This is a genomic window from Pseudomonas sp. O39 (assembly GCF_045447295.1).
Classification (GTDB): Bacteria; Pseudomonadota; Gammaproteobacteria; order Pseudomonadales; family Pseudomonadaceae; genus Aquipseudomonas; species Aquipseudomonas antarctica_A.
Window position 1 is genome coordinate 74336 of record NZ_JBJGXV010000005.1, and the last position, 14213, is coordinate 88548.

Genomic DNA, 14213 nt, shown 5'->3' on the forward strand with positions numbered 1-14213 from the left:
GCAGCTTCAAGCTGTAAGTTTGAAGCTTCAAGAGAAATGCCCGCATTGAGAGATGCGGGCATTTTTTATGGGGCGCTCGGACGCTCGCTTTGCACAGCCTCAGCCAAGGCCAGACTCAATGCTTGCAACATAAATTCGACGAAGGGAGTCGCTTCCGCCTTCTGGTCGGCAGCCGACAGCGCCGCGTAATAGGCGTCCTGCTGTTCGCGTATAACCGCTTCCACCGGCAGATAGGCCAACACAGGGCGCCATTGACTAAGTATTAAGGTTTGCCAAAGGCGCCCCATCCGTCCATTGCCGTCTGCGAAGGGGTGGATAAATTCGAATTCGTAATGGAATACACAACTGGCGATCAGCGGATGCCAATCAGAAACCGACAGCCATTGCAGTAAGTCATCCATCAGATGCGTTACGCGACTTGCGGGAGGAGCCATATGGACCAACTGCTCACCACGATAAATGCCGAAACCCGCCTGGCGAAACCGTCCTGCATCATCGATCAAACCGAACATCAGCAGATCGTGTGCTTTTAACAAGTCCGCCCGATCACTAGGCACCCATTGCGGCATCGCCTCGTAAGCAGCAAATGCATTACGCACTTCCTGGATCTCCCGAGGCAACCCCAACACTCGCTTACCCTCTAGAACAGCGGTCACCTGTTCAACGCTGAGGGTATTGTTCTCGATAGCCAGCGAAGCCTGGATTGTGCGAATTCGATTGCCACGTCTTAGCTGAGGCGTCTGACGACTATCATCACCGACTGAAAGTTGACCGATCTGCTCACTGATGTCGGCTACCAGAGCCAGCATCTTTGTAGTCAGTGTCAACGGAGGTTGATAACGGCTCATGTCCTCATCCAGTTCAATAACGAAAGGTCACATGATGCCTTAGGAACAGACACACCGCAGCTTCATTCCGCCTCCACCCCATCACTGAACTGCAATGCCGCCAACCGCGCATACAGCGGATTGCTCGCAATCAACTGCTGATGCGTGCCGACCGCCACCAACTTGCCCTGGTCCATCACCGCGATCCGATCCGCGTTCTTCACCGTGGCCAATCGGTGCGCGATGACCAGGGTGGTGCGGCCCTGCATTAATTGCGGCAGCGCCTGCTGGATCAGGTGTTCGCTCTGGGCATCGAGGGCGCTGGTGGCTTCGTCCAGCAGCAGGATCGGCGCGTCTACCAGCAACGCGCGGGCGATGGCCAGGCGTTGGCGTTGGCCGCCGGAGAGGCCCATACCGCCGTCGCCGAGGTGGGTCTGGTAGCCGTCAGGCATTTGCAAAATGAAGTCGTGGGCATGCGCGATGCGAGCGGCGGCCTCGACCTGGGCGGAGGTGGCGGACGGATTGCCGTAGCGGATGTTTTCTTCGACGCTGCCAAAAAACAGCGCCGGGCTCTGGGACACCAGCGCGAAGTGCCGGCGCAGGTCCATGGGGTCGAGTTCCGTCAGCGCGTGGCCTTCGAGCAGGATGCGGCCTTGCTGGGGGTCGTAGAAACGCAGCAGCAGGTCGAATATCGTCGACTTACCGGCGCCGGACGGGCCTACGAGGGCCAGGGTTTCGCCGGGGTTGATGGTCAGGCTCAAGCCGTCGACGGCGTAGCTGTCCGGCCGCGAAGGGTAGGAAAAGCGCAGGTCTTGCAGCTCCATACGTCCGCTGACCCGTGCCGGCAACCGCACGGTGCCATCCGTGGGCGCGTGGATTTCGTTGGTCGATTGCAACAATTCACCAATCCGCTCGGCGGCCCCCGCCGCGCGCTGCAACTCGCCGAGTACTTCGCTCAAGGTGCCGACGGCGCTGCCGACGATCAAGCTGTAAAACACGAACGCCGCCAGCTCACCGCCGGAAATGCGCCCGCCGATCACGTCCATCCCGCCCACCCACAGCATCACGCCCACGGCGCCCAGCACCAGCATGATCACCAGGGTAATCAGCCAGGCACGCTGCGCGATGCGCTTGCGCGCGGTGGCAAACGCCTCTTCCACGGTGACGGCGAACCGTTGTTCGTCCTGCACCTGGTGGTTGTAGGCCTGCACGGTCTTGATTTGGCCGAGGGTCTCGGACACGTAGCTGCCGACATCGGCGATACGGTCCTGGCTCAAGCGCGACAGGCTACGCACGCGCCGACCGAAGATCAGGATCGGCGCCAGCACCAGCGGCAGCGCGATGACCACGATGCTGGTGAGCTTGGGGTTGGTGACAAACAGCAGGACGATGCCGCCGATGACCATCAAGGCGTTGCGCAGGAAAAGCGACAGCGACGAGCCGATCACCGATTGCAACAAGGTGGTGTCAGTGGTCAGCCGCGACTGGATTTCCGAGCTGCGGTTGTTCTCGTAAAAGCCTGGGTGCAGGTAGATCAGGTGGTTGAAAACTTGCCGGCGGATGTCCGCCACCACTCGCTCGCCGATCCATGACACCAAATAAAACCGTGCAAACGTACCCACGGCCAGGCCCAGCACCAGGATCATGAACAGGCCGATGGACTGGTTGAGCAGGTGCGGTGACTGGGTCATGAACCCCTGATCCACCAGCAGGCGAATGCCCTGCCCCATGGACAAGGTGATGCCCGCAGTGACGATGAGTGCCAACAACGCACCCAGCGCCTGCCAGCGGTACGGCGCAATAAAGCGGCTGGCCAGTCGAATAGCACGGCGTTGACGGACGGAGAACATGGAAGGCATCACCTGCGTGAGGGAGTTAGGTTGCTACATCCCAACATTGGGGGAACTTGGGGGAATAACAATGAGTCAGGTTAATTATGCCCGCCGAGACAGATCCCTAGAGGCTTTCGGTCTAATGCCTGGCTGGAAATTTGTATCGGTTTCTGGTGGACTGGGTGTTCGAACCGGTGGCTTTGTAAGGAGTTGTAATAGCTCGGTCACGCGGGGGAATTACAGTAGGTACACAACCTGATGAGGAGACAGGCCATGACCTTGCAAAACAGCAGCGATGCCAAGATTGAAGTGATCCGCCAACCGCAGCATCTGCCTTGCTCCGTCATCGACGCCCAAGGCCGCGAAGTGCAGATTACCGAAGAGATGATCCAGCAAGCATGTCGCGAGCTGGAACAGCGATTGGTCAAGCCTGCCAAGCAAGGCTGAAGTGCCCACGCTCTTTCAAACCCGGCCTTGATGGCCGGGTTTTTTATCGGTGCTTAAATCGCTACCGCGCCCAGCGCCGACACGATGTTCGACAACTGCGCCGATTCCCCGTTAATGCGTACTTTCAAGCCGTCAATCTCACGCCGCTCCGGGTAGTGCTTGCGCAGGAGGTCGAACGCCTTGCGTTGCTCTTGCACGGTTCCGACAAGGCTGCGACGGAAGTCCGCATCATCGCGGCGCGGGTCGTACACGCTGCGGCACAACGTCGCCAAGGCCCAGGCCGGATCGGTCGACGCGTTCAGGTGCACCTCGGCCAGCCACGGTGGCGGCAGCAGATCACTTAACTGAATGCTCGGTTCGTGGCCGAGGTGCGCGCAGAGTGCCTGGTAAATCTGCGCGGTACCGCGCTGCTTGCCATCGAGGCTGTAGCCTGCGATATGCGGAGTGGCCAACACGCACAGGTCGGCCAGGTCGACGTCTACTTCGGGCTCGCCTTCCCACACATCCAGCACGGCTTGCAGGTCTTCGCGCTGCAGCAGCACCTCGCGCAGGGCGGCGTTATCCACCACCGGACCACGGCTGGCGTTGATCAGCCAAGTGCCGGGCTTGAGGCGGTTGAGCCGCTCGCGGTCAAACAGGTGCCAGGTGGAACCGTTGCCGGACTTGGTCAGCGGCGTGTGCAGGCTGATCACGTCGCACTGCTCGATAATCTGCTGCAGGCTGACGTAATCACCGTCTTCGGCGATCTGGCGCGGCGGGTCACACACCAATACGTTCCAGCCCAGGCCCTTGAGTACCTGCACCAGGCGGCCGCCCACTTCACCGGCACCCACCACACCGTAGGTGCGCTGGTTGAGGTCGGCGCCTTCGATTTCGGCCAGGGTCTGCAAGCTGCCCAGCACATAGTCCACCACGCCCCGCGCATTGCAACCGGGGGCGCTGGACCAGGTGACACCGGCCTGCTTGAAGTAATCCAGGTCCAGGTGATCGGTGCCGATGGTGCAGGTGCCGACAAAGCGCACTTGCGTGCCTTCCAGCAAGGCGCGATTAACGTTGGTCACCGAGCGCACCAGCAGCACATCGGCCTGCTCGACCGTGGCGCGGTCGATGGAACGACCGGGCACCCGGCGAATTTCGCCAAACCCCTCAAAGAAGGCATCGAGCAGCGGAATATTTTCGTCGGCAACAATCAGCATGGCAGGCTCCTTTCGCGGACCAGCAGTGTACAGGGATGCGACCTGCGTTCCAGCGCAGATGCCAGGTGGGCAGTGCTTAGGTGGGAGCTGGCTTGCCTGCGATGCAGGCGACTCATTCTGTCGCTCAAAACCGAGGTGATGCCATCGCAGGCAAGCCAGCTCCCACAGGGGGTCGGCGCCAGCCGGAAGATCGCTTACAAATCGCTAACACAGGTTTTTTCCTGACCACTGCGTCAGCGCGTAGACTGCGCCGTCCTTTGCAACTCTTTTACGGACACCCGCACGTGAACACCGCCACCGCGACCCTCTCCCGCCCCGCCCGCGTCAGTCGCGAGGTGCGCAGCCTGCTGACCCTGGCCCTGCCGATCATGATCGGCCAACTCGCCACCACTGCCATGGGCTTCGTCGATGCGGTGATGGCCGGGCGCGTGAGCCCGCGAGACCTGGCAGCGGTGGCCCTGGGCAACTCGATCTGGATTCCGGTGTACCTGCTGATGACCGGCACGCTGCTGGCCACCACGCCCAAAGTCGCCCAGCGCTTCGGCGCCGGCCACCACACCGAGATTGGCCCGCTGGTGCGCCAATCCCTGTGGCTGGCGGTGGTGGTGGGCATTACTGCCCTGCTGATGCTGATCAGCGCCGAACCGATCCTGCACGCGATGAAGGTCGACCCCGAGCTGATCAAACCCTGCATGGCCTACCTGCACGGCATCGCGTCCGGCATGCCGGCCATCGCCCTGTATTACGTGTTGCGTTGCTTCAGTGATGGCATGGGCCGTACGCGCCCAAGCATGGTCATGGGCCTGTGCGGGCTGGCGTTGAACATTCCACTGAACTACGTGTTCATTTATGGCCACTTCGGTGTGCCGGCCATGGGCGGCGTGGGCTGTGGCTGGGCCACGGCCATTGTGATGTGGGTGATGATGCTCGGCCTCGCCGCTTGGACCCGCTGGGCACCGGCGTACCAGAGCAGCGAATTGTTCAAGCGTTTCGACTGGCCGCAATGGGCAGTGATCAAGCGCGTGCTGAGCATCGGCCTGCCGATCGGGATCGCGGTGTTCGCCGAATCGAGCATCTTTGCGGTGATCGCCCTGCTGATCGGCAGCCTGGGCGCCAACGTGGTGGCCGGGCACCAGATCGCGCTGAACTTCAGCTCGCTGGTGTTCATGATCCCCTATTCGCTGAGCATGGCGGTCACGGTGCGGGTCGGCCAGGCATTGGGCCGTGGCGAGCCGCGTGAAGCACGTTTTGCCGCCGGAGTCGGCATGGGCACGGCACTCACCTACGCGTGCCTGTCTTGCAGCCTGATGCTGCTGTTTCGCGAACAGATTGCCACGATTTACACGCCTGACCCGCGGGTGATCCACGTGGCGTCGATGCTGATCGTGTTTGCGGCGCTGTTCCAGTTCTCCGACGCGATCCAGGTCACCGCGGCCGGCGCGCTGCGTGGTTACCAGGACACGCGGGTGACCATGGTGCTGACCTTGTTTGCTTACTGGGGCGTGGGGTTGCCGGTGGGTTATGCCCTGGGGCTGACCGATTGGCTGGGCGCGGCGAGTGGGCCGAGTGGCCTGTGGCAAGGGCTGATCGTGGGCTTGAGCTGCGCCGCGGCGATGCTGGTGATCCGCCTGGCACGCAGCGCGCGCCGGCGGATTCGCCTGGTTTAAGCGGACTTCTTGCGAATCCAGTACAGGTACGTACCGGCGTGTTCCTGCTGATCCACCAGCTCGTGGTCCAGGAACACACAGAACTTGGGAATATCGCGGCGGGTCGACGGGTCGGTCGCGATCACCTTGAGCAGGCCGCCAGGCGGCAAGTCGCGGATGTGCTGGTGCAGCATCATCACCGGTTCCGGGCAGTTGAGGCCCGTCGCATCGAGCACGGCGTCTACGGGCAAATCGAGAGGCTGATTCATACATCACTCCTGAAACAGACCCACTCTCCTGTGGGAGCGGGCTTGCCCGCGATAAGGGGCACATTCACTATAAATTTCGACTGTTATCCCGCCATCGCAGGCAAGCCAGCTCCCACATTTTGAGCGGCGTGCGGCTTAACGTCAGCGCGACTTGGTCTTCTTCACATCCACCAGCCGACGCAGGTGGCAGGTGACTTCCTCACGGTCGTGGTACAGCTGCTTGCAGCCGATTTCCACGCGAATACCACGCGCCTTGAAACCGTCTTCAATGCGCTCCAGCAAGCGTTTCACTTCGGCGTAACGCTGCTTCATCGGCAACTTCAGGTTCACCACCGCCTCGCGGCAATAGCCCTCGCCGATCCAGGTTTCCAGCAGGGCCGCGTTACGCGCCGGTTTTTCGACGATGTCGCAGACCATCCAGTCTACCGGCTGCTTGGGCACGAAGGTAAAGCCGTCAGCCATCAAATGCTGCACCAGGCCGGTGTCCATCAGGCTTTCGGCCATCGGGCCGTTGTCGATGGCGGTCACCAGCATGCCGCGGTTGACCAGTTGCCAGGTCCAGCCGCCGGGGGCTGCGCCGAGGTCAACACCGGTCATGTCACCGTGCAGGCGCTCGTCCCACTGGTCGCGGGGGATGAAGTGGTGCCACGCCTCTTCCAGTTTCAGGGTCGAACGGCTGGGCGCGTCACGCGGGAATTTCAGGCGCGGGATGCCCATGGGCCACATCGCCGAGTTGTTCGACTCGGCCAGGCCCATGAACACTTCACGGCCGCTTTTGAAGGTCAGCAGCAGGCGCGGCCTGCTCGGGTCATCCACCAGCTTGCCGGCGTTCAACAAGGCTTTGCGCAAGTGCACTTCAAACTTCTTGCAGAAGTTCGAGAGCTCCTTGCCGTCGTTGGTGTCGACCATCTCCAGCCACAGGCTGCCACACACCGGGAAGCCTTGCAGGTGGGCGAGGATCACGCTGATGCGGTCGGTTTCCGGCAGGTCGATGAACACCCCGCGCGCCCACTGCCTCGGGAAGATCAGCTCGGCAAAGCGCTGGCCGTGCATCAGGCGCTGGGCGCCGTCTTCTTCGGTGCAGACAAATTCGGCGCAGGCGCTGCCGGTCTTGGTCTTGGCATAGCCGGAAACGTTCAGGCGCGCGGCGTGTTCCGCGATCTCGGAACAGACTTCGCCTTCAAAACCCGGGCGGCAGTGCATAAAAAGGGTGTTCATCAACTCTCCTGGTGACTCAACCGGCATTGCTCTATCGCAATACCTGTCATGAAAACGCGCGCATGATAGCCGAGTTCGGAACCTTGGACTTAACGATAGAGTCCAGTTATTAGCCTGCTAATGAAAACAGGGCTAAGTTGAAAGCTCTGTTCGTCCCGTCAGGTCCGTAGCCGTGCGGACCATAAGGAGTCATGTAATGTCATCCGTTGATAGCCTGAGAACCCTTAAAACACTGGAAATAGACCGCAAGACCTACCACTACTTCAGTCTGCCCGAAGCGGCCAAGAGCCTGGGTGACCTGGACACGCTGCCGATGTCGCTCAAAGTGCTGCTGGAAAACCTGCTGCGCTGGGAAGACAACAAGACCGTCACCGGCGCCGACCTCAAGGCCATCGCTGCCTGGCTCAAAGAGCGCCAGTCCGACCGCGAAATCCAATATCGCCCCGCCCGCGTGCTGATGCAGGACTTCACCGGCGTGCCTGCGGTGGTCGACCTGGCCGCCATGCGCGCCGCCGTGGCCAAGGCGGGAGGCGACCCGCAGCGTATCAACCCGCTGTCCCCCGTGGACCTGGTGATCGACCACTCGGTAATGGTCGACAAGTTCGGCAGCAACAGCGCGTTTGAGCAGAACGTCGACATCGAAATGCAGCGCAACGGCGAACGCTACGCCTTCCTGCGCTGGGGCCAAAGCGCCTTCGACAACTTCAGCGTCGTGCCACCGGGCACCGGTATCTGCCATCAGGTCAACCTCGAATACCTCGGCCGCACCGTGTGGACCAAAGAGGAAGACGGCCGCACCTACGCCTTTCCCGACACCCTGGTGGGCACCGACTCCCACACCACCATGATCAATGGCCTTGGCGTACTCGGCTGGGGCGTGGGCGGCATCGAAGCGGAAGCGGCGATGCTCGGCCAACCGGTGTCGATGCTGATTCCGGAAGTGATCGGCTTCAAGCTCACCGGCAAACTCAAGGAAGGCATCACGGCCACCGACCTGGTGCTGACTGTCACCCAGATGCTGCGTAAAAAAGGCGTGGTGGGTAAATTCGTCGAATTCTATGGCGACGGCTTGGCCGACTTGCCCCTGGCCGACCGCGCGACCATCGCCAACATGGCCCCGGAATACGGCGCCACCTGCGGCTTTTTCCCCGTGGATGACGTGACCCTGGACTACCTGCGCCTGTCGGGCCGCCCGGCAGAAACCGTGAAGCTGGTCGAGGCCTACACCAAGGCTCAGGGCCTGTGGCGCAATGCCGGCCAGGAGCCAGTGTTCACCGATACCCTGGCGCTGGACATGGGCAGCGTCGAAGCCAGCCTTGCCGGGCCGAAACGCCCGCAGGACCGTGTTTCGTTGCCAAATGTGGCACAAGCCTTCAGTGACTTCCTCGACCTGCAATTCAAACCCACCACCAAAGAAGAAGGCCGCCTGGAAAGTGAAGGTGGTGGCGGTGTCGCCGTGGGCAACGCCGACCTGGTGGGCGAAACAGACTACGAATACGACGGCCATACCTATCGCCTGAAAAACGGCGCGGTGGTGATTGCAGCGATTACCTCGTGCACCAACACCTCCAACCCCAGTGTGATGATGGCTGCAGGCCTGGTGGCGAAAAAGGCCGTGGAAAAAGGCCTCACCAGCAAACCGTGGGTGAAAACCTCGCTGGCACCTGGCTCCAAAGTGGTGACTGACTACTACAAGGCGGCGGGCCTTACCCAGTACCTGGATAAACTCGGTTTCGATCTGGTCGGCTATGGCTGCACCACCTGCATCGGCAACTCCGGCCCACTGCCTGAGCCCATCGAAAAAGCCATCCAGAAAGCTGACCTCGCGGTCGCCTCGGTGCTGTCCGGCAACCGCAACTTTGAAGGCCGCGTGCACCCGCTGGTGAAAACCAACTGGCTGGCCTCGCCGCCGCTGGTGGTCGCCTATGCATTGGCCGGCACCGTGCGTATCGATATCAGCAGCGAGCCGCTGGGCGAAGGCAAGGACGGCCAGCCGGTGTACCTGAAAGACATCTGGCCAAGCAGCCAGGAAATCGCCGACGCCGTCGCCCAGGTCAGCACCGGCATGTTCCACAAGGAATATGCCGAAGTATTTGCCGGTGATGAGCAGTGGCAAGCCATTGAGGTGCCGCAGGCCGCGACTTACGTGTGGCAGAAGGATTCCACCTACATCCAGCACCCGCCGTTCTTCGACGACATTGCCGGGCCACTACCGGTTATCAAAGACGTCACAGGCGCGAATGTGCTGGCGCTGCTGGGTGATTCGGTGACCACCGACCACATCTCCCCCGCCGGCAACATCAAGACCGACAGCCCCGCCGGCCGCTACCTGCGCGAGCAAGGTGTGGAGCCGCGTGACTTCAACTCCTACGGTTCACGCCGGGGTAACCATGAAGTGATGATGCGCGGTACGTTTGCCAATATCCGCATTCGCAACGAGATGCTCGGCGGCGAGGAAGGCGGCAACACGCTGTACATCCCCACTGGCGAGAAAATGCCCATTTACGACGCGGCCATGAAGTACCAGGCGTCGGGCACGCCGCTGGTGGTGATCGCCGGTCAGGAATACGGCACCGGCTCAAGCCGCGACTGGGCGGCCAAGGGCACCAACCTGCTGGGGGTCAAGGCGGTGATCGCCGAGAGCTTCGAGCGGATTCACCGCTCCAACCTGGTGGGCATGGGCGTGCTGCCACTGCAGTTCAAGCTGGATCAGAACCGCAAGGCGCTCAAACTCACCGGCAAGGAAAAGATCGACATTCTCGGGCTGACCGGGGCCGAGATCGAGCCACGGATGAACCTGACGCTGGTGATTACGCGCGAGGATGGCAGCAGCGAGAAGGTCGAGGTGCTGTGCCGGATTGATACCCTCAATGAAGTCGAGTACTTCAAGGCGGGCGGGATTCTGCACTATGTACTGCGCCAGCTGATCGCGTCTTAAGCAACACTGCAAAACCAAATGTGGGAGCGGGCTTGCTCGCGAATGCGGAGTGTCAGTCGATACATTCTTGACTGACCCACCGCTTTCGCGAGCAAGCCCGCTCCCACATTTTTAACCGCGTTTCAAATTAGCCGAACAACCACTTCCACAACAGCACCAGCACGATTACAGCCAGCACCGGCCGCGCAATGCGGTAGGCCTTCGGATGCTTGCGCTTCCACTGCTTGACCACACCGCTGAACTTGTCGCTGAAGGTCTTGCTCCAGGCATACGCCTGGTTGATCCCGCCCACACGCTCATCATCAAGGTTTTGCGGCGCCGTGGCGCGGCCCAACTGCTTGCTGACCCAGCGGTTGATGCGCGTCATCAGCCGGTTGCTCAGCGGGCGTTCGATGTCGCAGAACAGAATCACGCGGGTCTTTTCAGTCTCGTTCTTCACCCAGTGCACGTAGGTTTCGTCGAACATCACGTCTTCACCGTCGCGCCAGGCGTAAACCTGGCCATCGACGAAGATGCGGCAGTCGTCGGAGTTCGGCGTGGACAGACCCAGGTGATAACGCAGCGAACCGGCAAACGGGTCGCGGTGCGGGTTGAGGTGGCTACCCCCCGGCAACAGCGCGAACATTGCGCCCTTGACGCTGGGGATGCTGCTGACCAGCGCCACGGTTTTCGGGCACAGGGCCTCGGCCGATGGCAGCGGTTTGTCGTACCACTTGAGGTAGAAGCGCTTCCAGCCCTTTTTGAAGAACGAACCGAAACCGGCGTCGTTGTTCTTTTCGGCGGCGCGGATGTACCCCTCGTCGAACAGGTGCATCGCCTCTTCGCGAATCACTTCCCAGTTGTCCTTGAGCACATCCAGCTCCGGGAACTTGCTGCGGTCCAGGTACGGTTTGGACGGCACGGCCGAGAATATATACATCAAGGCGTTGTACGGGGCGAACAGCGCCGAATGGTTGACGAACTGGCGCAACATCGGCAAACGGGCCTTGCCGCGCAAGTGCACATACAGCGTGCTGCCGATAAACAACAGCAGCACCGACAGTTTGGCGGCCAAAGAAAAGGTCATGCAGCAACTCCTGGAAATAAGCGCCTGGCCAGCGACCTCCCGTCAACGGGAAACCAGACGTAGCAGCCGGCCATGATAAACAGTTGGGCCATTATGCAGAAGGCCTGGGCCGACCGGCTGACATAAATCAAAACCCTGTGGCAAGTCGAACCCTTATGGTGAGCGGGCTTGCCCTAATGCAGTTCAGTTAAGCGAACACGATGCTCAAAGCAGCGAAGATCAAATGTGGGAGCGGGCTTGCCCGCGAAGACGTCGGCCCCGCCCGCCACCGATAACCGATCAGGCCTGGTTTTCTTGCTCGGTAAACAAATCGCTGAACAACATGCTCGACAGGTAGCGCTCACCCGAGTCCGGCAGGATCACCACGATGGTCTTGCCCTGCATTTCCGGTTTCTCGGCCAGCCGTACCGCCACCGCCATGGCGGCGCCGCAGGAGATACCGCACAGAATGCCTTCTTCCTGCATCAGGCGCCGAGCCATGACCTTGGATTCGTCATCGGTCACCAGCTCCACGCGGTCAACCATCGACAGGTCGAGGTTTTTCGGCACGAAACCGGCGCCGATGCCCTGGATTTTATGCGGGCTGGGTTTGATCTCTTCACCGGCCAGCGCCTGGGTAATCACGGGCGAGGCGAACGGTTCAACGGCCACCGACAGAATCGGCTTGCCGGCAATGTTCTTGATATAACGCGACACACCGGTAATGGTGCCGCCGGTGCCTACGCCCGCGACCAGTACGTCCACGGCGCCATCGGTGTCGTTCCAGATTTCCGGGCCGGTGGTTTTCTCGTGGATTGCCGGGTTGGCCGGGTTTTCGAACTGGGCCGGCATAAAGTAGGTCGCCGGGGCGCTGGCGAGGATTTCGGCAGCTTTTTCGATAGCGCCCTTCATGCCCTTGGCCGGTTCGGTCAACACCAGTTCGGCGCCCAGTGCCTTGAGCACTTTGCGTCGCTCGATGCTCATGGACGACGGCATGGTCAGCAGCAGCTTGTAGCCACGGGCGGCGGCGACAAACGCCAGACCAATGCCGGTATTGCCGGAGGTCGGTTCTACAATCGTCATGCCGGGCTTGAGTTTGCCGGTGCTTTCGGCGTCCCAGATCATGTTTGCGCCAATGCGGCACTTCACCGAATAACCCGGGTTACGCCCTTCGATCTTGGCCAGGATGGTCACGCCACGCGGTGCGATGCGATTGATCTGAACCAGGGGCGTATTACCGATGGAGTGCGCGTTGTCTGCAAAGATGCGGCTCATAACGGGTCCTTAGGGCAATTTCAATAAGGCTCCAAGGGTATGCCTCAGGTTGGGAGGCGTCCAGTCAGAGGAACGTTGCGCCAATACATGCGGTCCATCGCCTATACCGTTGGAGAACCTGAACATGAAACGTCGCTACAGTGGGCTGCTATGGATCGTCGCCGTACTGGTGGTAGTACTGATCGCTCTGGACCTCGCCCTGCCCTACCTGGTGCGCAACTACCTGAACGACAAGCTCGCCGACATGGGCGATTACCGCGGCCAGGTCACGGACGTGGACGTGGCCCTGTGGCGCGGCGCCTACAAAATCAACGGCCTGCAGATCGTCAAGGTCGACGGCAAGGTGCCTGTGCCGTTCGTCAAGGCACCATTGATCGACGTGGCGGTAAGCTGGCATTCGCTCTGGTACGACCATGCGGTGGTCGCCGAGATGCAGTTCTTCAAGCCGGAGGTGAATTTCGTCGACGGTGGCAGCCAACAGGCGTCCCAGACCGGTAAGGGCACCGACTGGCGCGAACAACTGAGCAAACTGTTGCCGATCACCCTCAACGAAGTGCGCATTCAGGACGGCAAGGTCGCCTTCCACAACTTCAATTCCAAGCCTGCGGTGAATATCTATGCCACCGCGGTCAACGCGAGCTTTTTCAACCTGACCAACGTCGTCGATGTGAAGGGCAAGCGTGACGCCAGCTTCGAAGGCAAGGCGCAGATGCTGGGGCAGGCACCGCTGGAAGCCACTGCCGCCTTCGACCCGCTGAGCAATTTCGAAGACTTTGAATTCCGCTTTCGCGCCAAAGACATCCAGCTCAAGCGCCTGAATGACTTCGCGTCGGCCTACGGCAAATTCGACTTCAAGGCCGGTACCGGCGATCTGGTGGTCGAAGCCCAGGCTGAAAAAGGCCAATTGAAAGGTTACATCAAGCCGTTGCTGCGCAATGTGGAAGTGTTCGACTGGAAACAGGATGTAGAGAACAAGGACAAAAATATCTTTCGCTCGATCTGGGAAGCCGTGGTTGGCACCAGCGAGACGGTGCTGAAGAACCAGAACAAAAACCAATTTGCCACCCGCGTAGAACTCAGCGGCAGCGTTCACCAGCAAGATATCAGCGCGTTCTCGGCGTTTTTGGCGATTTTGCGCAACGGTTTCATCCAGGCGTTCACTGCGCGCTATGAACAGCCCAAGCCGAGTGCTGACTGAATCACACGCCCGAGGGCAACTATGGTGAAACACCGAGCCCTCGTTTATCGTACCGCCGAGTAAATTCCCACGACTAGTAAGGACACTAAAATGCGCATCTGCGGCTGGATACTGACAATTCTTGGTTATCTTTGGGCCTTTTCGGGCTGTGTGCGAATAGCGATATTCGCCATGGACGGCGGGCCGATGGCCGGCCAGATGATCCTCATAAGCCTGGGCACACTGGTTTTAGCAGCACTCGCCCTGTGGGGCGGCAGCAAGCTCAGGGATAATGCCGATGCGCGGGCGTATGCGTTGGAAAAAAACCGCTAGCGGTCACGCG

At 60.6% G+C, this 14213-nt stretch carries 11 protein-coding genes and 1 pseudogene; 5 read left to right on the forward strand and 7 right to left on the reverse strand.

From position 1 onward, the window contains the following. Nucleotides 1–83: 83 nt before the first annotated feature. Both ACI77D_RS09315 and ACI77D_RS09320 read right to left on the reverse strand, forming a co-directional pair. Nucleotides 84–848: pseudogene (locus tag ACI77D_RS09315) on the reverse strand (Fic family protein); the annotation flags it as partial. Nucleotides 849–910: 62 nt separating this feature from the next. Next, on the reverse strand, nt 911–2686 hold the full coding sequence (locus ACI77D_RS09320; RefSeq protein WP_262667314.1) for an ABC transporter transmembrane domain-containing protein: 1776 nt from the start codon (nt 2684–2686) through the stop codon (nt 911–913). Nucleotides 2687–2932: 246 nt separating this feature from the next. Between ACI77D_RS09320 and ACI77D_RS09325 the strand changes: the two genes are divergently transcribed. Beyond that, nucleotides 2933–3106, forward strand: a complete 174-nt coding sequence (locus ACI77D_RS09325) for a PA1571 family protein (RefSeq protein ID WP_053255030.1) — start codon at nt 2933–2935, stop codon at nt 3104–3106. A 53-nt stretch (nt 3107–3159) separates the two neighbouring features. Here the strand turns inward: ACI77D_RS09325 and pdxB are convergent, their stop codons facing one another. Beyond that, a complete protein-coding gene (gene pdxB / locus ACI77D_RS09330; RefSeq protein ID WP_064451377.1) occupies nt 3160–4302 on the reverse strand; it encodes a 4-phosphoerythronate dehydrogenase PdxB in 1143 nt (380 codons plus the stop codon). Nucleotides 4303–4586: 284 nt separating this feature from the next. Here pdxB and ACI77D_RS09335 point away from each other — a divergent pair, with 284 nt between their 5' ends. Continuing rightward, nucleotides 4587–5969: an MATE family efflux transporter gene (locus ACI77D_RS09335; RefSeq protein ID WP_064451376.1), complete on the forward strand. Its 1383-nt coding sequence runs from the start codon at nt 4587–4589 to the stop codon at nt 5967–5969. On the opposite strand, the gene tusA is transcribed toward ACI77D_RS09335, so the two are convergent. Together tusA and rlmM are read right to left on the reverse strand one after the other, a co-directional pair. Continuing rightward, a complete protein-coding gene (gene tusA / locus ACI77D_RS09340) occupies nt 5966–6217 on the reverse strand; it encodes a sulfurtransferase TusA (RefSeq protein ID WP_053255027.1) in 252 nt (83 codons plus the stop codon). The two genes, ACI77D_RS09335 and tusA, sit on opposite strands and share 4 nt — an antisense overlap. 141 nt (nt 6218–6358) lie before the next feature. Next, nucleotides 6359–7435 (reverse strand): 23S rRNA (cytidine(2498)-2'-O)-methyltransferase RlmM, encoded by a 1077-nt coding sequence (rlmM, locus tag ACI77D_RS09345; RefSeq protein WP_407016452.1) that lies wholly within the window; start codon nt 7433–7435, stop codon nt 6359–6361. 196 nt (nt 7436–7631) lie between these two features. On the opposite strand from rlmM, the gene acnA reads away from it, so the two are divergent. Beyond that, complete coding sequence (gene acnA / locus ACI77D_RS09350; RefSeq protein ID WP_407016453.1) at nt 7632–10373, forward strand: aconitate hydratase AcnA; 2742 nt, start codon at nt 7632–7634, stop codon at nt 10371–10373. A gap of 127 nt (nt 10374–10500) precedes the next feature. Here the strand turns inward: acnA and ACI77D_RS09355 are convergent, their stop codons facing one another. Both ACI77D_RS09355 and cysK read right to left on the reverse strand, forming a co-directional pair. Beyond that, nucleotides 10501–11439 (reverse strand): aspartyl/asparaginyl beta-hydroxylase domain-containing protein, encoded by a 939-nt coding sequence (locus tag ACI77D_RS09355; protein WP_407016454.1) that lies wholly within the window; start codon nt 11437–11439, stop codon nt 10501–10503. 279 nt (nt 11440–11718) lie between these two features. Then, nucleotides 11719–12693 carry a cysteine synthase A gene (gene cysK / locus ACI77D_RS09360; protein WP_262667308.1) on the reverse strand — a complete coding sequence of 325 codons (975 nt, stop codon included), beginning with the start codon at nt 12691–12693 and terminating at the stop codon, nt 11719–11721. Between the two features lie 124 nt (nt 12694–12817). Between cysK and ACI77D_RS09365 the strand changes: the two genes are divergently transcribed. Further along, nucleotides 12818–13891: a DUF748 domain-containing protein gene (locus ACI77D_RS09365; protein ID WP_407016455.1), complete on the forward strand. Its 1074-nt coding sequence runs from the start codon at nt 12818–12820 to the stop codon at nt 13889–13891. A gap of 90 nt (nt 13892–13981) precedes the next feature. Then, a complete protein-coding gene (locus ACI77D_RS09370) occupies nt 13982–14203 on the forward strand; it encodes a hypothetical protein (RefSeq protein ID WP_407016456.1) in 222 nt (73 codons plus the stop codon). Nucleotides 14204–14213: the final 10 nt, after the last annotated feature.